The 20,594-nt window shown below is 65.0% G+C and carries 19 protein-coding genes; 8 read left to right on the plus strand and 11 right to left on the minus strand.

Annotation, left to right across the window (positions count from 1 at the left end; all coding sequences use genetic code 11):
• Nucleotides 1-143: 143 nt before the first annotated feature.
• Nucleotides 144-1,223: a tetratricopeptide repeat protein gene (locus tag WD767_19300; protein MEX2618239.1), complete on the plus strand. Its 1,080-nt coding sequence runs from the start codon at nucleotides 144-146 to the stop codon at nucleotides 1,221-1,223.
• 148 nt (nucleotides 1,224-1,371) lie between these two features.
• On the opposite strand, the gene WD767_19305 is transcribed toward WD767_19300, so the two are convergent.
• From WD767_19305 to WD767_19335, 7 genes are all read right to left on the minus strand, one after another.
• Nucleotides 1,372-2,070 carry a hypothetical protein gene (locus WD767_19305; GenBank protein ID MEX2618240.1) on the minus strand — a complete coding sequence of 233 codons (699 nt, stop codon included), beginning with the start codon at nucleotides 2,068-2,070 and terminating at the stop codon, nucleotides 1,372-1,374.
• Between the two features lie 255 nt (nucleotides 2,071-2,325).
• Nucleotides 2,326-3,468: a thiolase gene (locus WD767_19310; GenBank protein MEX2618241.1), complete on the minus strand. Its 1,143-nt coding sequence runs from the start codon at nucleotides 3,466-3,468 to the stop codon at nucleotides 2,326-2,328.
• A gap of 3 nt (nucleotides 3,469-3,471) precedes the next feature.
• Complete coding sequence (locus WD767_19315) at nucleotides 3,472-3,882, minus strand: Zn-ribbon domain-containing OB-fold protein (GenBank protein MEX2618242.1); 411 nt, start codon at nucleotides 3,880-3,882, stop codon at nucleotides 3,472-3,474.
• 25 nt (nucleotides 3,883-3,907) lie between these two features.
• Nucleotides 3,908-4,759 (minus strand): MaoC/PaaZ C-terminal domain-containing protein, encoded by an 852-nt coding sequence (locus WD767_19320; GenBank protein ID MEX2618243.1) that lies wholly within the window; start codon nucleotides 4,757-4,759, stop codon nucleotides 3,908-3,910.
• Nucleotides 4,760-4,988: 229 nt separating this feature from the next.
• Nucleotides 4,989-5,828: a TauD/TfdA family dioxygenase gene (locus tag WD767_19325; GenBank protein MEX2618244.1), complete on the minus strand. Its 840-nt coding sequence runs from the start codon at nucleotides 5,826-5,828 to the stop codon at nucleotides 4,989-4,991.
• Between the two features lie 53 nt (nucleotides 5,829-5,881).
• Nucleotides 5,882-7,021: a MaoC family dehydratase N-terminal domain-containing protein gene (locus WD767_19330; protein ID MEX2618245.1), complete on the minus strand. Its 1,140-nt coding sequence runs from the start codon at nucleotides 7,019-7,021 to the stop codon at nucleotides 5,882-5,884.
• Nucleotides 7,022-7,053: 32 nt separating this feature from the next.
• Nucleotides 7,054-8,598 carry an AMP-binding protein gene (locus WD767_19335; GenBank protein MEX2618246.1) on the minus strand — a complete coding sequence of 515 codons (1,545 nt, stop codon included), beginning with the start codon at nucleotides 8,596-8,598 and terminating at the stop codon, nucleotides 7,054-7,056.
• 129 nt (nucleotides 8,599-8,727) lie between these two features.
• Between WD767_19335 and WD767_19340 the strand changes: the two genes are divergently transcribed.
• Nucleotides 8,728-9,507: an IclR family transcriptional regulator gene (locus tag WD767_19340; GenBank protein ID MEX2618247.1), complete on the plus strand. Its 780-nt coding sequence runs from the start codon at nucleotides 8,728-8,730 to the stop codon at nucleotides 9,505-9,507.
• A gap of 199 nt (nucleotides 9,508-9,706) precedes the next feature.
• On the opposite strand, the gene WD767_19345 is transcribed toward WD767_19340, so the two are convergent.
• Nucleotides 9,707-9,847, minus strand: a complete 141-nt coding sequence (locus WD767_19345; GenBank protein ID MEX2618248.1) for a hypothetical protein — start codon at nucleotides 9,845-9,847, stop codon at nucleotides 9,707-9,709.
• Nucleotides 9,848-9,977: 130 nt separating this feature from the next.
• Between WD767_19345 and WD767_19350 the strand changes: the two genes are divergently transcribed.
• Nucleotides 9,978-11,042 carry an acyl-CoA dehydrogenase family protein gene (locus tag WD767_19350; GenBank protein MEX2618249.1) on the plus strand — a complete coding sequence of 355 codons (1,065 nt, stop codon included), beginning with the start codon at nucleotides 9,978-9,980 and terminating at the stop codon, nucleotides 11,040-11,042.
• A 21-nt stretch (nucleotides 11,043-11,063) separates the two neighbouring features.
• Nucleotides 11,064-12,227: an acyl-CoA dehydrogenase family protein gene (locus WD767_19355; GenBank protein MEX2618250.1), complete on the plus strand. Its 1,164-nt coding sequence runs from the start codon at nucleotides 11,064-11,066 to the stop codon at nucleotides 12,225-12,227.
• 18 nt (nucleotides 12,228-12,245) lie between these two features.
• Here WD767_19355 and WD767_19360 read toward each other — a convergent pair whose 3' ends face one another.
• The 3 genes from WD767_19360 to WD767_19370 all read right to left on the minus strand — a co-directional run bounded on the left by WD767_19360 (nucleotide 12,246) and on the right by WD767_19370 (nucleotide 13,855).
• Nucleotides 12,246-12,551 carry a SemiSWEET family transporter gene (locus WD767_19360; protein ID MEX2618251.1) on the minus strand — a complete coding sequence of 102 codons (306 nt, stop codon included), beginning with the start codon at nucleotides 12,549-12,551 and terminating at the stop codon, nucleotides 12,246-12,248.
• A gap of 186 nt (nucleotides 12,552-12,737) precedes the next feature.
• A complete protein-coding gene (locus tag WD767_19365; protein ID MEX2618252.1) occupies nucleotides 12,738-13,343 on the minus strand; it encodes a thiamine pyrophosphate-dependent enzyme in 606 nt (201 codons plus the stop codon).
• Nucleotides 13,343-13,855: a thiamine pyrophosphate-binding protein gene (locus WD767_19370; GenBank protein ID MEX2618253.1), complete on the minus strand. Its 513-nt coding sequence runs from the start codon at nucleotides 13,853-13,855 to the stop codon at nucleotides 13,343-13,345. The genes WD767_19365 and WD767_19370 overlap by 1 nt, the downstream gene beginning before the upstream one ends.
• A gap of 509 nt (nucleotides 13,856-14,364) precedes the next feature.
• Here WD767_19370 and WD767_19375 point away from each other — a divergent pair.
• The 4 genes from WD767_19375 (at nucleotide 14,365) to WD767_19390 (ending at nucleotide 20,589) form a co-directional block, all read left to right on the plus strand.
• Nucleotides 14,365-15,180, plus strand: a complete 816-nt coding sequence (locus tag WD767_19375) for a flagellin (protein MEX2618254.1) — start codon at nucleotides 14,365-14,367, stop codon at nucleotides 15,178-15,180.
• A 172-nt stretch (nucleotides 15,181-15,352) separates the two neighbouring features.
• Nucleotides 15,353-17,710, plus strand: a complete 2,358-nt coding sequence (locus tag WD767_19380) for an AAA family ATPase (GenBank protein ID MEX2618255.1) — start codon at nucleotides 15,353-15,355, stop codon at nucleotides 17,708-17,710.
• 194 nt (nucleotides 17,711-17,904) lie between these two features.
• On the plus strand, nucleotides 17,905-18,567 hold the full coding sequence (locus WD767_19385; protein MEX2618256.1) for a DUF4126 domain-containing protein: 663 nt from the start codon (nucleotides 17,905-17,907) through the stop codon (nucleotides 18,565-18,567).
• 90 nt (nucleotides 18,568-18,657) lie between these two features.
• Nucleotides 18,658-20,589, plus strand: a complete 1,932-nt coding sequence (locus WD767_19390; GenBank protein ID MEX2618257.1) for a PBP1A family penicillin-binding protein — start codon at nucleotides 18,658-18,660, stop codon at nucleotides 20,587-20,589.
• The last annotated feature ends 5 nt before the right edge of the window (nucleotides 20,590-20,594 follow it).

Consider the following 20,594-nt stretch of genomic DNA (forward strand, 5'->3'; position numbering starts at 1 on the left):
GGCATTCCGCGCCGAAATCCTCGCACGTTAACGATTCATGATTGTACCCTGCCGGCGCCGGCGCTGCCCCTTGCATGAAATCCGGCGGTGCGTATTCTTGACGGGGGAGCGGGCGCAAGACTGGTCGGAAGGATACACAGACAATGCCACGATGCCATGCCCGACTCGCCGCCGCCGTTGCGATCCTGCTGCTGGCGGGCGGCTGCGCCGTCATTCCCAACCCTTTCGCCGCGACCGACGATGCCGGACCGTCGGCCCGGGCCGTCGAGGCGCGTCGTTTCATGGATGGGGACGGCGTCCCCCGGGACGAGGCGCGCGGCGCGGCGCTGCTGCGGCAGGCCGCCGGGGAGGGTGACAGCGAGGCGCAATTCCTCCTGGCGCTTGCGTACCGGTCGGGCCGGGGCGTTCCCGCCGACGACACCCGGGCGGCGCGCTGGTTTGAACGGGCCGCGGCGCAGGGGCACAGCCAGGCGCAATTCCTGCTCGGCCTCGCATATCTGCGCGGGGGCGGCGTGCCCGCCGACCCATCGCGCGCGGCAGGCCTGTTTCGGCAATCGGCGGACCAGGGAAACGCCGGCGCGCAATACAATCTGGGGCTTGCCTATCTGAAGGGCCGCGGCGTGGCGCACGACGACGCGACGGCCCTCGACTGGCTCGAACGCGCGGCGGAACAGGGTCACGCCGAAGCCCAGTACGTATCGGGGTCGATGTACCAGACCGGCCGCGGTACCGTTGAAAACCGGGGCTGGGCGACGCGATGGTTCGCGCGCGCGGCGGCGCAGGGTGTTGCCGATGCCGCTTACATGACCGGGTTGGCCTGGGCCGCCGGGTCGGGGCTCCCGAGGGACCTGGAACGGGCCTATGTCTGGCTGGACCGCGCCGCGCGCAAGGGCAATGACAAGGCGGGGCCGATACGCGACAGGATCGCTGTAAAACTGAATGCCGCCGCCCGGGCCAGGGCAATCGCCGCCGCCGCCGACTGGACGCCGCTGGCCCTGCAGGCGGACCGGGTGCGTCTGGATGATGGCCCCACGGTCATGTTCGTCCAGCATGCGCTGAACACGCGGGGCTTCGAGTCCGGTCCCGTGGACGGCATTGCCGGGCCGCGCACCATGCGCGCCATTGCTGCTTATCGCCGCGCCGCGAAGATTGGGACCGGGACCGGGATCGACCCGGATCTGCTCACGCACCTGCGGGACGAACCGGCTGATTCCCGACGTTAAAGCAAATCGTGATTAATCGGAATCACCCGGGTGATTCCGATTAATCACGTGAATTTGCTTTTAATTTAAAGGGATAGATCAGATCATGGCTGCCGGATCGCCAGAGGCGATTCCCGTAAACTGTGATCTGATCCAGGCCTGGTGGCTTCTATTGTGTCGCGCCGGTCGATTCCGCATCCGGGTCAGTCGTGTCCGTATCGGCGGCCGCGGTATTCTCGCCCGTCGTCGCGTCGTCCTCGGGATCGGTGGTTTCGACACCCAGCAGGGAATTGACTTCGGACACCACGTCCTCGTCAACCGATTTGTTCCCGAACTCACTGAGCGCGGCAACTGCTTCTTCCGTGGTCATGCCGGCCTCGACGTCGGCCGCGTAAGCGCCCAGCAAACCGACAATTGAGTTCGGCGCCGCGTTCGCCAGCGCGGTCGGCGAGGCATGCGCCGCGTTCAGATTGCCGAGGGAACTGGCATGTGCACCTTGTTGGCCGGCGTTCTGACCGGCCCCGGCCGAAGCCGAAAGCCCTTGTCCAGAGGTTTCTCCCGGGCCGGACTGACCCGCGTGACCACTGCTGTTGCCGTGGCCAGATGCGCTGCTGCCGCCGGCGCCGCCGCCACTGTTTCCGCCACCGCCATCACTACCGCCGCCGCCGCCATTGCCGCCGCCATTGCCGCCACCGTTTCCGCCGCCGCCGCCGTTGCCTCCACCGCCGCCGCCGCCTCCGCCTCCTTGGGCCAGGGCCGCATTATCCGCAGGTATCAGGCTGCCATCAATTTGGACGGGCAGCGCCACGAGGCCGAATGCCAGAATTGCCGTGATGGCGGTGGTACGCAGTAAATGATCCTTACGCATGGTTCTGACTCCTTGGGTTGCACGCGGAAGCCTGCCCGTTCCCGGTACCCAGCATACACATTCCCGGTCCCGAAATTGTGACAAATTCATGGCATCGGCATTTCGCATCCCGACAAGGCAAATATGCCTCAATAATCAACCGCTCCAGCTTTTCGCCGCCGTGTGAACCTGATCGGGCGTCCTCGATGCAGCGAAAATACAAGTTCCGTTTCGCAATTGCCTTGTCGTCTCATGCCGCTCCCGCACTCCCTTGCGTCAGGGCGCCTCGTTGGAGAACACGATGGTGCCGCTGGCGGCGAACATGCCGCCGACGCCGTGGCAGACGGACAGCTTCGCGCCCGCCACCTGCGCCGGGGCCGTGCCGCGGATCTGGCGGACGCTTTCCTGCAGCGCGAACATGCCGTACATGCCCGTGTGGCAGTAGCTGAGCCCGCCGCCATTGGTGTTCATCGGCAGCCTGCCGCCGGGGGCGGTGTTGCGCGCGCGGATGAAGCCCGCCGCCTCGCCCGGTTCGCAGAAGCCGAGGTCCTCCAGCCCGAAGACCGGCAGATGCGCGAAGGCGTCATAGATCATCAGGTGATCGACATCGCCGTGCGCGATGCCGGCCTCGTCGAAGGCCTTTTTACCCGCGACCCGGAAGGCGCGCGACGAGGTGAAGCTTTCCATCTGCGACACCATCGGCGTTTCCACGCTTTCCCCGGTGCCGAGGATATAGACCGGCCTGGTCGGGAAATCTTTGGCCCGCTCCGCCGAGGTGAGGATCAGCGCGCCGCCGCCGTCGCTGACCAGGCAGCATTGCAGCAGCCGGAACGGGTAGGCGATCATGCGGCTGTCCAGCACTTCCTGCACGCTGGTGGGCTCGCGGAAGGTCGCGCGCGGGTTCATCGCCGCCCATTCGCGCTGGATCACGGCGACGGTGGCGAAGTCCTCATGCGTCGCGCCCGTTTCCTTCATGTAGCGCATCACCGGCATGGGGAACATGGTCGGCGGGCCCATCGGGCCGTAGGGGAATTCGAACTGGCCGATCAGGCTGGAGGGCGGCGGCACCGGCCGGGCGCGGCCGATCTGCGAGCGCCCGCTTTCCCCGTGCGTGATCAGCACCGTGCTGCACAGCCCCTCGTTGATCGCGGCGGCGGCGTGGCGGACATGCAGCATGAACGAACAGCCGCCGACGGCGGTGCCGTCCACCCAGGTCGGCGTGATGCCCAGGTAATGCGCGACCTCCACCGGCGTCTGCCCGGCGCAGGCGACGCCGTCGATGTCCTTCGCGGTCAGCCCGCAATCGGCCATGGCGTTCAGCGCGCAGTCCGCATGCAGCTGGATCTGCGACATGTCGGGGATCCTGCCCAGCCCGGTGGTTTCGGCGGCGCCGACGACGGCAACGGATTTCTGTTTCATGGATCAGGCTCCCACGGGGCGGAATTGCGGAATGGAGATATCGTCGGTCGCGGTGACGAAGGTGACCTCCAGCGGCATGTCGAGGGTCAGCGCCTCGGGCGTCTGCGGACAGTCGACCAGGTTGGACATCATGCGCGGCCCTTCCTCAAGCTGCACCACGGCGATGATATAGGGCGCCTCGAATCCCTTCGGCGCGCGGTGGTTGATGACATAGCTGAACAGCGTGCCCCTGCCGCTGGCGGTGAACCACGCCACATCGCGCGACGAACAGGCGGGGCAGAACGGCCGCGCCGGGAAATAGACATGGCCGCAGCCGCCGCAGCGCTGCAACCGCAACTCGCCCGCCTTCGCGCCGTCCCAGTAGGGCTGGGTCTCCGGCGTCGGCTGGGGCAGGGGCCGTTCGTATTCGCTCATGGTCGTTTCTCCTGTTTTGGCCGGTTCAGGCCAGCGTGCATTTGCCGTTGCGGATGACCGTGACGTCGCGTTCCTTCAGGCGGCACTGGAAGGACACGATGTTGCCGTCGCGCCACATGTCGGTGACGATGGTTTCTCCGGGATAGACGGGCGCGGAAAAGCGCACGTCCAGCCCGCGGATCATGGTGTGGTCGTAATCGCAAACCGTCTGCAGGATCGCCTTGCAGGCGGTGCCGTAGGTGCACAGCCCGTGCAGGATCGGCACCGGGAAGCCGACGCGTTTCGCCAGCGCCGGGTCGGAATGCAGCGGGTTGCGGTCGCCGTTCAGCCGGTACAGCAGCGCCTGGTCGGGCCTTGTTTCCAGCGCGCAGGTGAAATCCGGCGCGCGGTCGGGCATGGTGTGGGGTTCCGGGGTCGGTGCGGTCGAACCGCCGAACCCGCCATCGCCGCGGCAGAACGAGGCGCTGAGCGTGGTGAACAGCGGCTTATCGTCATCCGCCGTGCGGACCTTCGTTTCGACATAGACCAGCGCGCCGCGCCCTTCGCCCTTGTCATAGGCTTCCACGACGCGCGCATCGGCGATCAGCTCGCCTTCCGGCGGCAGGGGACGGTCGAGGGTAATGCTCATTTCGCCATGCACGACCATCGCGCGGTTATAACCGCTCTCCGCCATGATCGGCACCCGGGCCAGCACGCTGGCCATGGAGGCCACGGTCTTCAGCGGTTCGCGCTCGAACACATAGGCCAGTTCGATCTCGTCCAGCGGATCGCGCCCCATGCCGATGCCCAGCGCGTACAGCATGGTTTCCCGGTCGGTGTAGGAAAACCGGTTGCCCTGCGATGTCAGCGACATCACGTGGTCGTAGTTCATGGCCATGCGGCGTATCCCCCTGTTGTGCGGGTCCGATTGTCGGCGGATGGGGCGGGTCAGCGCAAGGGGCAGAACGCAACCTGTCATCCCGGCCCCCGAGCCGGGATCCATGCTGCGACCACTCCTTCGACGCCAGAGTCGCGGCGCCGTTCATGGATCCCGCATCAAGTGCGGGATGACTGGAGGGTGTGCGGGATTACGGTGGCGGGTTTTTTTGACAGGCGACCCGAAAACGTCAGGACGTTTCCTGGCCGGCGAAGGTGATGCGGTGCAACACGCGCTTGTAGCCGTGGTAGTCGTTGATCGGGTTGTGCAGGGCGCAGCGGTTGTCCCACAGCGCGACCGAACCGACCGCCCAGCGGAAGCGGCAGGTGAATTCGGGCCGGGTCTGGTGTTCGAACAGGTAGTCGAGCAGCGGCCTGCTTTCCGCCTCGGTCCAGCCCTTGAAGCAGGTGGTATGGGCGAAGCTGACATACAGCGCCTTGCGCCCGGTTTCGGGATGGATGCGGACCACCGGGTGTTCGGCCACGCGGGCGACCTTCGCGTCTTCCTTCGGCGAATCCGCGGCGCGCGCGGCGCGCGTGTCCACCACCCGCCCCTTGTGCGACGAGTAGATGCCGGTCAGCGGGTCCAGCACCGCCTTCAACCCGTCCGACAGGGTTTCGTAGGCGCGATAGCAGTTCGCGAACAGGGTGTCGCCGCCATAGGGCGGCAGTTCCAGCGCGTAGAGCATCGAGGCCATGGGCGGGCGCTGCTGGTAGGTCGTGTCGGTGTGCCACAGCCCGCCGAAATTCACCGTTTCATGCGCCAGCTTGACCACCGGGGTGATTTCCGGGAAATCGGGCAGCCCCCGGATGAACGGGTATTCCACCGGCTCGCCGAAACGCTTCGCCAGCGCCAGCTGCTGCGCCGGGGTTATCGTCTGGTCGCGGAAGAAGATCACCAGATTGTCCAGCCAGGCGCGGCGGATTTCGGCGATGGTGTCGTCCGGCAGGTCGCGCGACAGGTCGGCGCCGAAAATCTCCGCGCCGAGCGCGCCGCTGATCGGCCGCACCTCGATTTGCCTGTAGGTCATTCGGACACCCCCTCCTGTTACGGCGTAACGGCGATTTGTGACATTACCCTGGTTTACTGGCGATGCGGCAATTCGACCACGGCGGAACCCATGGCCGACAGTTCATCGTCCTGGTTCACCGCGCGCTGCGAAATCTCGACGAGGTGTTTGCCGCCCTCGACGAATTTGCGGCTGACCGTGCCGTCGATCAGGATGACATCGCCTTCCGGATTGTGGCGGCGGACCTGGCATTTCGCCTTCTGCAGGAAGCCGTCATCGCCCATCCAGTTGGTGATGTGATGGGTCAGCCAGGAGCAGCGTTCCGGCCCGTAATCATAGGCGCCCGGCACGCCGACCTTGTGGGCGAATTCCTCTTCCCAATGGACGCGCTCGGGACAGTCGGGGATGCCGCGGCGGTTCTTGATGCCGAGCCCCGGATGGCTGGAAGCCTGCCGCCAGGCCAGCTTGTTGGCGCGGATATACAGCCCGCCCCAGCCCTGCGCATAGGCGATGAAGCCGGTGACGGTCATCGGGCCCTTGACCATCGTCGGCAGTGCCTCGCCTTCGCGCACGTCGTCCCAGTAGCGGGGTTCGGCGCCGCGGATTTCCTCTTCCTCGTAGTAGCGGTAATAGCTGTCCAGCTCCTCCTGGCTATAGACGCGCAGCGGGCCGGCCTTGACCTCGCTGTATTTCGTGCCTTTCTCGCGGGCGATGTCGCGGTCGGTGCGGAAACACCAGCTGTCGGCCTCGGCCAGCAGGTCGCCGTCATCGCCGTAGAAGTTCACGTGGTAGATCTGCTGGACCGTGCGGCCGGCGAAACGGGTGTCGTGCTCGATCAGATCCTTCAGCCAGGCCTCGGTGCGGATTTCGGTATTGCGCGCGACGGGCTTGCGCCAGTGCCATTCCGCGCCGGCCCACATGGCGTGCACGCCGGGCATGCCGCCGACATAGCCGGAGATGATGCGGTTGGTCGCGAACAGGAAGCTCGGCGGCGCGATCACGTTGCCGTATTTCGTCTGCGCGGCATAGTCCGGATCGCACCACAGCGGGTTGTCGTCGCCGATGCCGTGGGCGTAGTGGCGGATGTTGTCGCGCGTTGCCTCGTAGCACCAGGGCTCGGCGGTTTTCCCGATCTTCACCCCGATGCGTTCGCGCAGCGCCGCCAGCCCTTCCTCGGTGATCTTCGGGAATTCTTCCACTGTATCCGTGCTCATCTGGTGCTCCTTGCAAATAGGGATGGCGGCGTTCAGGCGTCCCGTGCCGCGTCGCGCAGCGCCTTGCGGTTGACCTTGCCGGCCGGGGTTTTGGGCAGGGCGTCGACAAATTCGATCTGCCGGGGATATTCATGGCGGCTCAGGTTCGCGCGGACGAGGTCCTGGATTTCCGCTTCCAGCCCGCTCGCGGGGTCGCCTTTCCGCACGATATAGGCCCGGACGACCTGGCCACGGGTGTCGTCCGGCACGCCGATCACGGCGGCTTCGGCGACCCGGTCATGCTTCAGGATCGCATCCTCGATCTCGACGGCGCTCATGGTCCAGCCGGCGGAGATGATGACATCGTCGGCCCGCCCGGCGTGGTAGAAATAACCGTCGGCATCGGTCCGCCCCAGGTCTTTGGTCGGGAACCAGCCATCGCGCCGGCGCACGACCAACTCGCCCGTCCGTCCCGGCGGCAGCGGTTTGCCGTCCGGCCCGTGCACTTCGACCGCGACGCCAGGCACGGGTTTGCCCAGCGATCCGGCGCGCACTTCCAGGTCCGCGGCGCCAGGGTAATTGGCCAGGATGACGCCGACCTCCGTCGTGCCGTACATGCTGCATACTTTCGCGCCGAACAGGGCTTCGACGAAACCAGCGGTCTCGCTGTCGATCGGCTCGCCGGTGAAGGAAAGCTTCTCGATGCTGTAGGTGTAATCCCCCGCATGGCCCGAATTGCGCATCATCCGGTAATGTGTCGCCGCGGCGGAAAGGTTCGTGATCCCGAAATCCTGCAGCGCCCGCAGCAGGCGCACGGCGTCGAACCTGCCGCTGAACGTGCCGGTGGAAACGCCCAGCGCCAGCGGCGCCAAGGTTCCGTGCCACAGCCCGTGCCCCCAGGCCGGCGATGACGGGCAGAAGAACCGGTCGCCGGGCCGGATGCCGGTCGCGTACAGCGCGGCGATCATCAGGGTCACAATGGACCGGTGCGAATGCCGCACGGCTTCGGGCAGGTTGCGCGTGGTGCCCGATGTATATTGCAGCACGGCCAGGTCGTCGCCGGCGGTCCGCCATTTGAAACTGTCGTCGAACCCATTCAGCGATTGCAGAAAGGCCGCGTCCGCCACGACGATTTCGGGGCCGCCGTCATATAGCGCGTCCTCTGCTTTTTCCACATTCGTGACGATCAGCCTGGGCCGGCAGTCGTCCGCGCGCAGGCGTATGCCGTCCGGCCCGAACAGCGTGAACATCGGCACCGCCACCGCGCCCGCCTTCATCGCGCCGAACATGGCGATATAGAACGCCAGCGACGGTTCCAGCATCACGGCGATGCGGTCGCCATGCTCGATGTTGCGCGATTGCAGGTAATGGGCAAACCGGGCGGAACCGGCGGCGAGTTCGGCGAAGCCGATGATCTCGTCCGCGCCGTCGGCATGGGCGATGCGCAGCGCCGTGCCGCCGGAGGCAACATGCCGGTCGACGCATTCATGCGCGATGTTCAGCCGTTCCCGCGCGCCGTCGAACAGGTCCCACAGCCGCTGGCGGGAAAAATGCGCCTGCGCGTCACTGTAGGACGTGTAATCGGTCAGCCTCGCCACGGATTCCCTCCTTCCGGCGTTGCTGCTCGCCGCCACGCGCCGGATTTTCCCATCCTATGAGGTTGGCATTATCATTGTCAATATGAGTATATTATTGTATATAGACAATAATAGAGACGGACCCCGCCTATGGCAGAACGACAGTCTTCCCCATCGACCCATCGGCGGGTGCCGGCCGTGACCCGGGCTATCGGGATATTGCGGCGGCTTGGAGCCTCATCCGAGCCCGTGGGAGTCAACCAGATGGCGCGGGACCTGGGCCTTGTGCCGAGCACTTGCCTGCATATTCTCCGGGTTCTCGTCGATGAGGGGCTGGTCGCCTTCGACGATCATTCGAAGCGCTATGCCGTCGATATCGGCATCCTGCCCATCGCCCGCAGCGCCATCCAGCGCAACAGCTTCGCGACCGTCATCCAGCCGATGCTCACCGGGCTTTCGACCGGTTTCGGCGTGACGGCGATCGCGACCCAGCTGGTCGACCGGCGCCATATGGTGGTGCTGGCGCTGTCCCAGGCGCGGCAGCCCTTCCGGCTTTCGGTCGACCTTGGCAGCCGGTTTCCCGCGCTGATCAGCGCGACGGGGCGCTGCGTCGCCGCCTTCGGCAGTATCGATGAGGCAACCCTGCGCGGCTGGTTCGACAGGCTGAAATGGGACAACCCGCCGACATTCGAATCCTGGCAGGCGCAGCTGGAACAGACCCGCCGGGACGGCTACGGGATCGACCGGGGGGAGTATATCAGCGGCGTGACGATTGTCGCCGTGCCGTTCTTCGACGCCGAAGGGGCGGTGTCGCGCAGCATGGTCGCCATCGATATCACGGAAAAAATGGACGCGCTCGGCGTGGACAGAATTGCCGGCGAAATGCTCCGCATGCGCGACCGGGCGGCCGGATACCTGATCGGCGACTGAATGTCCTGACAGGTTCCACGTTCGTCTTCACATTCAATACCTGTCATCCCGCACTTGATGCGGGATCCAGAAACGGTGACGCCTGAATGGCATCGAAGGTGCGGTCATGGCATGGATCCCGCATCAAGTGCGGGATGACAGTTGGGGGCGCGGGATGGCTTGGTGGGGGGCAGGATGGCATTGGTCGTCGTTGTATCCGCTACTGGAACGTGATGCCGTAGATCGCGGCGGGCAGCCATGTGGCCAGCGCCGGATACAGCGCGAGGATGCCGAAGACCAGCGAGGAGATCTTCATCGTGCTCTGCATCACCTCAATCAGGATGCCGGTGCGCAACGACATAGAAAAGACAATCCGGATGGTAGTGGCGCAAGGGTATTGTCTCCGATGCTGCGGGATATTATTGCATTACTGTCATTTCCCGGCTGACGAGACAGCAGCCGTGGACCAGGATCAGGGGAACCCAGCGGGCATGGAAGACACCGACTCAATCATTATCGATACCGCGACACGGATATTTCAGGATCTCGGTGCGCCGCGGACGATCCTCAATGCGCGCGATGAAAGCTGGAAGCAGGCGTTGTGGGATACGCTGGAGGAAGCGGGCCTGACCCAGGCCTGGACGCCGGACGACCTCGGCGGCGCCGGCGCGGACATCGCCGATGGCTTCGATGTGTTGCGGGTCGCCGGCGAATACGCGGTTTCGATCCCGCTGGCGGAAACCCTGCTGGCGGGATGGCTTCTGGCGCGGGCGGATATCGTTGTGCCGCAGGGGCCGATGACCGTCGCGCCGGCGCGGCGCGGCGAGCGGATCGAACTGGACGCCGACGGCGCACTGCGCGGCACCGCCCGGAAAATTCCCTTTGCCCGTGATGCCGGGGGCATCGCGGTTCTGGCGCGCCGGGGAAACGATGCCGTGGTCGCGCTGGTGGACTGCGCCGATTGCGCCATCGCCGCCGGGAAGAATCTGGCGGGCGATGCACTGGACACGGTCTGTTTCGACGGGGTCATCCCCCAAATTGTTGAACTCGCGCCGGACGGTATAGACGAGGACGCGCTGTTCCAGATGGGGGCGGCTGCCCGCACGGCGCAGATCGCCGGCGGTTTGCGGGGCATCCTCGACATGTCGGTGGACTATGCGCAGGAACGGGTGGCCTTCGGGCGGCCCATCGGCAAATTCCAGGCGGTGCAGCATAACCTCGCGCGGCTGGGCGGTGAGACCGCCGCCGCCATCGCCGCCGTCGGCGCCGTCGCGGACCGGCTGGGCCGCAGCGCATCGTTCGACGACCAGGTGCTGTTCGAAGTGGCCGCCGCGAAAACCCGCGTAGGCGAAGCCGCCGGCGAAGGGGCGGCAATCGGGCATCAGGTGCATGGCGCCATCGGTTTTACCGACGAGCATATCCTGCACCGCTATACGATGCGGCTGTGGTCGTGGCGCGAGGATTTCGGCAGCGAAAGCGTCTGGGCCGTGCGACTGGGTGAAATGGTGGCGGCGCGCGGCGCGGACGCCCTGTGGCCCATGGTTACGGCGCAGTAGCGGGAAGGGAATCAAGACATCATGGCAAGCGCAATCGAATTCGATCCGATCCGCCTTCCCCCCGAAGCCGAGGCGCTGCGCCTTGAAGTTCGCGCGTTCCTGGACGAACAGATCGCCGAGGGGACATTCGACCCGAACACGGCGCCGAAAACCGACGGCTTCAGCCGCGAATTCAGCCGCAAGCTGGGGGCGAAGGGCTGGATCGGCATGACCTGGCCGAAAAAATACGGCGGCCATGAACGCAGTTTCCTGGAGCGCTACGTCGTGACCGAGGAATTGCGGGCGGTCGCCGCGCCCACAAGAGCGCATTTTACCGCTGACCGGCAGAGCGGCCCGGTGCTGCTGAAATACGCGCCGGAGGAAATCAAGCTGGATGTCCTGCCGCGGATCACGCGCGGCGAATGCTGTTTCTGCATCGGGATGAGCGAGCCGAATACCGGTTCGGACCTGTTCGCCGCCAGCGCGCGGGCCACGAAGGCCGATGGCGGCTGGCTGCTGAACGGCGCGAAGATATGGACGACCAATGCGCATCATGCCGAATACATGATCGGCCTGTTCCGTACATCGCCCGCGACGACGGAAAACCGTCGGCACGGGCTGACGCAGTTTCTGGTCGATATGAAGAACACGCCGGGTATCGCCGTGAACCCGATCCGGTTCATGAACGGCATGCATGATTTCAACGAGGTCGTGTTCGAGGACGCCTTCATTTCCGACAATCATGTGCTCGGCGAAATCGACTCCGCCTGGAAACAGGCGACGACCGAACTGGCCTATGAACGCAGCGGGCCGGAGCGGTTCCTCGAGACCCTGTATACGCTGGTCGAACTGGTACGCGCGCTGGGCGACCGGCCCGATACGCGCGGCGCCGAGGGAGTCGGGCGACTCGTTGCGCAACTGCATACGATGCGGCGTATGTCCGTGTCGGTGAACGGCATGCTGCAGGCCGGCAAGGAGCCGATGCTGGAAGGCTCCATCGTCAAGGAACTCGGCACCAACTGGGAACAGGCATTGCCGGGCAGGGTGCGGGAACTCGCGGCCTTCATCGATGAGGAAACGGGCAACCGCGCGACGCTGGACGACCTGCTGCAGCATGCGATCCTGATCGCGCCGAAACTGACGCTGCAGGGCGGGACGACGGAAATCCTGCGCGGCATCGTCGCCCGCGGCCTCGGCCTCCGATAGAATCAGGGCGAAGCGCCGCTATTCCGGGTCAAGGGCGTCGGCGACGGCTTCGCGCTTCCGGCGCGGCAGCAGGGTCATCAGGAGGATAAAGGCGGACAGGCTGGCGCAGATCGTGTTGGTGACGATGATTGGCCAGGCGCCGATCATTGTCCCGTAGCCTGTCCACAGCATAAAGCCGCTGACGGTCAGGACATACATCCCGATGGAAATATCGGCCGTTTCACGCGTCCGGATGATCTTGACAGCCTGGGGGACGAAACTGGTAACCGACGCCGCCGTCGCCAGCCAGCCCAGAACGGCCGCGAAGCCCGAACCTTCCATCATGCTGCCTCTTTCCAACTGCCATTTGCGTTCCTGACCGGTTTGTGCCCGCGCGGATCCAGCCACGGGATAAACACCGGCCGCCGCAAGCGGTTCCGCCGGCCGGCATTGCAGGACGACCGGGAACCATTCCGCCCGCTAACGCGGTGCGGGGGCGTCGTGCGCCGGCCTGACCTCTGCCGCCGGGCGCTAACCCCGATAGCCCCCGACCGCCGCCTGGTCGCCCAGCAGCGCGATCCGGAACCGGTCCTTGGCATACGCCCCGTCGAGCGGCGGTTTGAGGCTCACCAGTTCTTCATGCATGATCTTGACCGCGTGGCATTGCGGCCCCGTTTCATGATAGATCGACCGGATCAGCGCCTTCAGTTCGGCATCGGTCCGCACCGTTCCCGTTCTGGGGATACCCGTCGCTGCCGCTACGGCGGCAAGGTCGGTCGACCCGGCGGTATGGGTTGGCTGACCGCCGGTTTCGCCGAACATTTCATTGTCCAGCACGACAATGGACAGGTTGCGGGGCGCAACCCGCGCAATCGTCGCCAGCGATCCCATGCCCATCAGCATGTCGCCGTCGCCGGTGATGACCAGCACCTGCTTGTCCGGCTGCGTCGTGGCGAGGCCAAGGCCGATCATCGCCGTCAGGCCCATGCCGCCGATCAGGCTGAAATTGAGCGGATTGTCGCCCGCCGCCGTCACATCCCAGGCGGAGGAACCGAGCCCGGCGACGACCAGTGTATCGGGGGTGCGTGGCGCGAGCAGCACCGCCACGACATCCCGCCTGTGCAATTGCCCCGCCATCAGAACGACTTCGCGCCGATCAGGCGCTGCGACAGCAATACTGCCGTCTGATTGTTCGTGTCGAAAGCGATCCGGGCAGCGGCATCGACGGTGCTGCCGACCTCCTCGGCCGTATCGGCTCGGTACAGTGCGACGCCCATGGCTTCCAGCGCCCTGGGCGCGCCGCGTCCCGCGGGGATCTGCCAGGGATTGCCTTCGCCCCATTCGCCGCGCATCGACACGATGGTCAGCAGCGGCATGCGGCAGGCCGCCGGCAGCGCCAGCGCATTGATGGTGTTGCCGACGCCGCTGCTCTGCATCAGCAGCACGCCCCGCTGCCCGCCAAGCCAGGCGCCGGCCAGCAGGCCGACCCCTTCCTCCTCCGTCGTCAGCGTCGTGACGGACATGTCGTTATGCCCGTTGCAGAGCTTGATCAGCCGGTCGTGTCCCGCATCGGGGACATGGCATACCTGCGTCACGCCCTTTTCGCGCAATACATCGAATATTGCGGTGGGCCAGTCGATTTGCTGCACGTTTGTGGTTTCTCCAAATTTGCTGTTGCAGAGGTGACGATGCCAAATTCTGCCGCCGACGACAAGGAAGCGCGAATTGCGTGATTCGTCCAGACACCAGAAAACGAGTCTCGATCCCTGTTTTAACGCAAGGGTGCCCCGAATTGGGCGCGACTCGAAAGCAGGGTCGATTTCCTGTCGCCAGTTTGACTATGCAGGTAGTGGAATGCCGGTCGGAACAGCCGGGGTCGGGCGGCGATTCGCGGTTTCCGTCCGCCATGTTCTTCCCCGGTTTTCGGAAGCAATGCCAAGGCCTTGGACGGGATCCAATGCATATCGAGGCGCTCGCCGGCGCAAAGGTTTACAGAACCGGATACAATTTTATCGGTATTTGTCCTGTAAAGGTTAACGATTATCTTTAAGTTTCAATAGTTTACAGTTGATTTCCGGCGTGGGGTGTATATATTGTTTCCGCGTGACCGTTAACATTGGGAGCGAGCCGGAGAATACCGGGTCGGGTGCTGACGAAAATGGCAGAACAAATCGGATTATCCAGCGCCGTTCGTGCGAACCTTTTCAGCCTGCAACAGACGTCGCAGCAGGGGGCGCAGACGGACAATCGCCTTTCGTCCGGTCTGCGGGTCCGTGATCCGCTGGACGGGGCGAGCGAGTTTTTCGCCGCGCAGTCGCTCAGCAACCGGGCGCAGGATCTGTCCGGCACCAAGGACGGGGTCGACCAGGCGATCAGCACGATTCAGGCGGCCACCAACGGGCTGGACGCTATCGGCGAACTGACCCGGCAGGCGGAAGGGCTGGCGCGCGCGGCGCGGAACACCGGCAACCCCGATGAGCGCGCGGCGCTGGCCGGCCAGTTCAACGAGTTGCGCAACCAGATCGACGGCCTGGCGCGGGATTCCGGCTTCAACGGGACCAACCTGGTCCAGGAATCCCCGGACGATCTGGAAGTCTCGCTGAATGAAGACGGTTCCAGCAGCCTGACGATCCAGGGCGCGGATTCCTCCAGCGCCGGTCTCGGGATCAATGCAACGACATTCGCCACGGACGCCGACATCGATGCGGCGCTTGCCCAGACACAGGCGGCGCAGGCCAGTGTGCGGACCAGTACGGCTGCCCTGGGGGCCAGCACCTCGGCGCTTCAGACGCGGCTCGATTTCACCCGTGATCTGACCAATACGCTGGAATCGGGCGCGGCCAGGCTGACCGAGGCGGACCTGACCGAGGAAGCGGCGAACCGGCTGGCGATCGATACGCGCCAGCAGATCGGTATCAACGCCCTCAGCCTGGCGGGGCAGAGCCAGACGGCGATCCTCGGCCTGTTCGGCTAGATCAGATCGTGGTTTGTTGGAATCGCCTTTGGCGATCCAACAATCGCGTGAATCTGATCTACCTTATTGAAACTAGAGCACATCAGAAGGCGGTTTCCTGGTATCGTCTTCGGCAATTCCCAGCTTGCCGGATTTGCTTTAAACACGGGTTCCACATGAAGGGGACCCGACCATGCCTGCCAGACAACTCGACGCCGCCGATATCGCATTTCCAGCCATTTCCCTCGGCGGGGCGGCCGTCGGCGATGTCTTTTCCCTGTCGAGTCATTCCCGCGCCCGTCAGGCGCTGGAATTCGGGCTGAATGTCGCCGACCTCGGGTTCAATGTTTTCGTTGTCGGCGAGGACCGCAGCGGCCGCATGACCGCGACGATGAAATATCTTGAATCCTTCGTCGAGGGTACCGGCCCGGCGGGTGACTGGATCTATCTGAACAATTTCCGGCGCAGCTACCGACCGATCCCGCTTTCCCTGCCGGCGGGGGGCGGGCGGCGGTTCCGCGACCGGATCGCCCTGCTGGTGCACCAACTTCAGGAAGGGCTGGCGACGGCGCTTGGCGGCGATGCCTTCCAGGCCGAAGTCAGGGCGGAAGGCGGCCGGCTGCAGCAATCCGTGGGCGCGGAAATGGATACCCTGCGGGCCCAGGCGCGCGCGCAGGGTATCGATATTGTGCAGACGCCCCAGGGACCTTCCATCGTTTCCGTGGATGCCGAGGGCAATCAGGTCCCGCCGGATACATTGAGCGCCGAGGAGCGGGGGCGCCGCCAGGAAGCGGCCCGTGAGATCGGCGAGCGGATGGCGGCCGTCAACCGCCGGGCGGTCCAGCAACAGGCCGCGCTCGGCGCCCGGATGACGGAACTCTATCGGCAGGCCGCGAACAACGCGATTGCGCCGCTGTTCGACGCGGTGCAGGAGGAACTGGGCGGCTATACGGGCGCGGTCCGCTGGCTGGTCCAAATGCATGAGGACGTGCTGGAAAACCTGGCGATCTTCGGTGTCCATGGCGATGAGGAGCAAAGGCGCGAGAACCCGGAAAGCCGGTATGCGGTCAACCTGTTTGTCGATCACAGCGACGACAGCAATTCCGGCGTGCTGCTGGAAGCCAACCCGACCTATGAAAATCTATTCGGTCGGATCGAGTACCGGCCGACGGAGGGCGGTCTCAATACCGATTTTTCGATGATCCGGGCCGGGTCGCTGCACCGCGCCAATGGCGGTATTCTGGTGCTGCGCGCCGATGCGCTGGCGCGTAACCCGATCAGCTGGGATTACCTGAAGGCGGCACTGCGGGACCGGGAGATCAGGATCGAGGAATTGCAGCGTACCGGCAGTACGCCACTTGCGGGCGCGCCGCAGCCAAAGGCGATTCCGCTCGACCTGAAGGTTGTGATCATCGGCGCGCCGCACTGGTATTACAGTTTCTTTTCAGTCGACCCGGATTTTCAGACCTATTTCAAGATCAAGGCGGAAATCGATGCCGACATGGACGTGACGCCGGAGAACGCGGCCAGTTACGCGGCACTGATCCGGAATATCGCGCGGGATCATCGCGGATTCGAGTGCGACGATGTGGCAGTCCAGCGGCTGCTCGGTATCGCATCGCGCTGGGCCGCCAACCGTGGGAAGCTGACGGCGCGGTTCGAGATGGTCGACGACGTGGTCATCGAAGCGGTCGAACTGGCGCACAAGGCCGGGCAGGAACGGCTCACGCTGGAGATGGTCATGCTGGCCCTGGAAAACCGCCGCCGCCGCAACGCGCGGGTGGAGGACCGGATGCAGGAATCGATCCGGGACGGCCATTTAATGATCGCCACCGAGGGTCGGACGACAGGGCAGGTCAACGGGCTGACCGTGCGCCAGATGGGCGACCACGCCTTTGGCGGGCCGTCGCGAATCACGGCGCGGGCCTCGGTCGGGCGCTTGGGGGTGATTAATATCGAACGCAGCGTCGCCATGGGCGGGCCGATCCAGCAGAAGGGCGTCATGGTGCTGCAGGGGTTCCTGTCCGGGCACTTCGCCAGGCGCTTTCCGTTATCCTTCAACTGTTCCATTACCTTCGAGCAGAATTACGGCGGGGTCGAGGGCGACAGCGCCTCCCTGGCGGAACTGCTGGCGATTCTCTCGGACCTGTCGGGCCTGCCGCTGCGACAGGACCTTGCGATTACCGGGTCGATCAACCAGCGCGGCGAGGCGCAGGCCATCGGCGGGGCGCATCACAAGATCGAAGGCTTTTTCCGGACCTGCCGGGAGAACGGCGCGCTGACCGGGACGCAGGGCGTCATCGTGCCCGCATCCAACGAACAGAACCTGATCCTGCGGGACGATGTCGCGGCGGCGGTCGCGGCCGGCGAATTCCATATCTGGAGCGTGCGCACGATCGACGAGGCGTCGGCGCTGTTCATGGATACGCCGGCGGGGGAGGCGGATGCGGAAGGCAGATACCCGCCGGACAGTATCTTCGGCCGGGTCGTGACGCAGTTGGAAAACTTCGACCGCGCCCTGTTCGACCGGGAAAGCCGTATCCGGTCCTGAGCCATTCACGGCCCGAGCGGTGGCGGGCGGGACCGGTAACCGCGATACCGCCGAATCAGGCGTCCCGGGAAACGATATTGCGGCGCCGTAGAAATCGGTTGCCGTTTCATGCGGAATTGCCCATTTATGGGCTATCTGTGTGTCCCGCGCGCCAGCTGCAATGCGGGACAGACGCGGGATCTCGGGGGCCGGTTTTGGACGCACTTTCGATCATCACACTGGCAATGGGGGCCGCCTGGGCCAGCGGGATCAACCTTTATGCGACTGTCCTGGTCCTGGGCCTGCTGGGCTCGACCGGTCTGGTCGACCTGCCCGCCGGGCTGGACCCGCTGAGCAGCCCCGTGGTTCTGGTCATTGCCGGTGCCGTCTACATTATCGAATTCTTTGCGGACAAGATTCCGGGCGTCGATAGCCTGTGGGACGGGGTGCATACCTTTATCCGCATTCCGGCCGGCGCCCTGATGGCCGCGGGCGCCACGGCCGGACTGGGCGAGGATTACATGGTGGCGCTGGCGCTGCTGGGGGGCGCCGCTGTCGCCGCCGGCAGCCACGCCACGAAGGCCGGCAGCCGTGCGGTGATCAATACCTCGCCCGAACCGTTCAGCAACTGGGCCGCGTCGATTTTCGAGGATGTCGCTGTTGTCGCCGGACTGTCGCTCGCGGTATTCCAGCCGACAGTGTTCCTCGGTTTCCTGTTCGTCTTCATTCTGATTGCCATGTGGCTCCTGCCGAAAATATGGCGCGGTATCCGGCAGATTTATCGCCGCTTCGCGGGTGCCGGCGCGGGCAGCGGAAATGACCTGCAGCCCGCATCGAAAGGGTTCACCCTGTCGCCCCTGAAACGCGACGGGGAATGAGCGCCCGGTTTGGCAAAGACACCGAAAAAGAAACCTGCGAAATCTGCGAAAACGAAGCAGAAAGCACCGCCGGTTCGCAAGCGTTCCCTGATGCGCCGCCTTGCCAGCCTGCTGGCGACCGCGTTCATTTCGCTTGGCGTCATCTGGGCGGCGCTGTTCCTGCTCATGGCGCCGGAAATGCCCGAAACCGCCGATCTGTGGCGGGTCAAGCAAAGCCCCGGCATCACCGTGCTGGCCGCCGATGGCGGCGTCCTGGAACAGCGTGGCGCGTTCAACGGGGTGCTGATCGACGTCTCCCAGATGCCGCCCCACCTGCCGCGCGCGGTGATCGCGACGGAAGACCGGCGCTTTTACCATCATTTCGGCATGGATATCATCGGCTTCGGCCGCGCGATGCTGGCCAATTTCCAAGCCGGCCGGGTTGTCCAGGGCGGCAGCACGATCTCACAGCAACTGGCCAAGAACCTGTTCCTGACGCCCGACCGAACGGTGCTGCGCAAGATTCGCGAACTGATGCTGTCGCTGTGGCTCGAGGCGCGGCTGACCAAGGACGATATCCTGACCCTGTATCTTAACCGGGTTTACCTGGGGGCGGGCGCCTATGGCGTCGAAGCCGCGGCGCAGCGGTATTTCGGTAAATCCGCCCGTCAGGTGAACCTGCAGGAAGCGGCGATGCTGGCCGGACTGCTGAAGGCGCCGTCGCGCTATGCGCCCACCAACGACCTGAAACTGTCGCGCGACCGCGCGGCGCAGGTGCTGCAGAACATGGTTGCTGCCGGCTATATCGACGAGAAACAGGCGGCCGCGGCGCGCAAGGCGCCGGCCCGGCTGATGGAGCAGTCCCGCACGGCCAGTTCCCGCTATTTCGTCGACTGGGTGGAGGAACGGCTGCCGCTCCTCATCGGCAATCGCGATGAAGACCTCATCGTGCTGTCGACCTTCGATCCCAGGCTGCAACGCCTGGCGGAAGCATCCGTGAACCGTTTGCTGGCGAAGGAAGGCAAGCGACGGGGCGTGGGGCAGGGCGCCGTGGTCATGCTGGGCCATCGCGGCGCGGTGCGGGTCATGGTCGGCGGCCAGTCCTATGCGGGCAGCCAGTTCAATCGCGCGGTTCAGGCGCAGCGCCAGCCCGGTTCCGCCTTCAAGCCATTTGTCTATCTGGCCGGACTGGAAGCCGGGTTGCGGCCGGATACGGTCCTGCGCGATTCGCCGGTCACGGTGGACGGCTGGACCCCGGGTAATTTCTCTAACAAATATCTGGGGGATATCACGCTGCGCGACGCGCTGGCCAGGTCGGTCAACACGGTCACGGTGAAGGTCGCCAGCAAGGCCGGCCGGAACAGGGTCGTCGATACCGCGCGGCGGCTCGGCATTACCTCGCCGATAACGCCGCATGCGTCGAGTTCCCTGGGTGTGTCGGAGGTCAGCCTGCTGGAGTTGACCTCGGCATATGCGCCCTTTGCCAATGGCGGCCAGGCAATCGTGCCGCATGGCATCCTGGAGGTGCGGACCCGCGACGGTTCGGTCATTTACCGCCGTGATGATACGGATCTGGGGCATGTCATCGCGCCGGCCTATCTGGACGCCATGAACGGGATGCTGCGGGAGGTCGTGACGCGGGGCACCGGCCGCGCCGCGGCGCTGGCCGATCGCCCCGTCGCGGGCAAGACCGGCACCAGCCAGAATCACCGCGACGCCTGGTTTGTCGGCTATTCGGCGGATTTCGTCACCGGCGTCTGGCTCGGTAACGACAACGATTCGCCGACAAAGCGCGTGACCGGCGGGCAGCTGCCCGCGGCGCTGTGGCAGGATATCATGGCGCAGGCATCGAAAGGCCTGCCGGCGCGGCCGATACCGACTGCCCCGGCGGCAATTGCCCGAACGCAGCGCCCGGCGGCGCCCGCGCCCGCCGGAGAAGGGCTGACTATAAAACGCTTCGTTGAAGGCATCGCCGGCATACTGGCGAACCTGCCGTACAAGCCATTGCCGCCGGAAGACTTTATCAATCCGGATTCTGATTAGATCGG

The organism is Alphaproteobacteria bacterium, assembly GCA_040905865.1.
Classification (GTDB): Bacteria; Pseudomonadota; Alphaproteobacteria; order UBA8366.

Bases quoted from the DNA above. Each gene is read 5' to 3' on its own strand.
- WD767_19300 (MEX2618239.1), top strand. From the start codon at position 144: ATGCCACGATGCCATGCCCGACTCGCCGCCGCCGTTGCGATCCTGCTG.
- WD767_19305 (MEX2618240.1), bottom strand. From the start codon at position 2,070: ATGCGTAAGGATCATTTACTGCGTACCACCGCCATCACGGCAATTCTG.
- WD767_19310 (MEX2618241.1), bottom strand. From the start codon at position 3,468: ATGAAACAGAAATCCGTTGCCGTCGTCGGCGCCGCCGAAACCACCGGG.
- WD767_19315 (MEX2618242.1), bottom strand. From the start codon at position 3,882: ATGAGCGAATACGAACGGCCCCTGCCCCAGCCGACGCCGGAGACCCAG.
- WD767_19320 (MEX2618243.1), bottom strand. From the start codon at position 4,759: ATGGCCATGAACTACGACCACGTGATGTCGCTGACATCGCAGGGCAAC.
- WD767_19325 (MEX2618244.1), bottom strand. From the start codon at position 5,828: ATGACCTACAGGCAAATCGAGGTGCGGCCGATCAGCGGCGCGCTCGGC.
- WD767_19330 (MEX2618245.1), bottom strand. From the start codon at position 7,021: ATGAGCACGGATACAGTGGAAGAATTCCCGAAGATCACCGAGGAAGGG.
- WD767_19340 (MEX2618247.1), top strand. From the start codon at position 8,728: ATGGCAGAACGACAGTCTTCCCCATCGACCCATCGGCGGGTGCCGGCC.
- WD767_19345 (MEX2618248.1), bottom strand. From the start codon at position 9,847: ATGTCGTTGCGCACCGGCATCCTGATTGAGGTGATGCAGAGCACGATG.
- WD767_19350 (MEX2618249.1), top strand. From the start codon at position 9,978: ATGGAAGACACCGACTCAATCATTATCGATACCGCGACACGGATATTT.
- WD767_19355 (MEX2618250.1), top strand. From the start codon at position 11,064: ATGGCAAGCGCAATCGAATTCGATCCGATCCGCCTTCCCCCCGAAGCC.
- WD767_19360 (MEX2618251.1), bottom strand. From the start codon at position 12,551: ATGATGGAAGGTTCGGGCTTCGCGGCCGTTCTGGGCTGGCTGGCGACG.
- WD767_19365 (MEX2618252.1), bottom strand. From the start codon at position 13,343: ATGGCGGGGCAATTGCACAGGCGGGATGTCGTGGCGGTGCTGCTCGCG.
- WD767_19375 (MEX2618254.1), top strand. From the start codon at position 14,365: ATGGCAGAACAAATCGGATTATCCAGCGCCGTTCGTGCGAACCTTTTC.
- WD767_19380 (MEX2618255.1), top strand. From the start codon at position 15,353: ATGCCTGCCAGACAACTCGACGCCGCCGATATCGCATTTCCAGCCATT.
- WD767_19390 (MEX2618257.1), top strand. From the start codon at position 18,658: ATGCGCCGCCTTGCCAGCCTGCTGGCGACCGCGTTCATTTCGCTTGGC.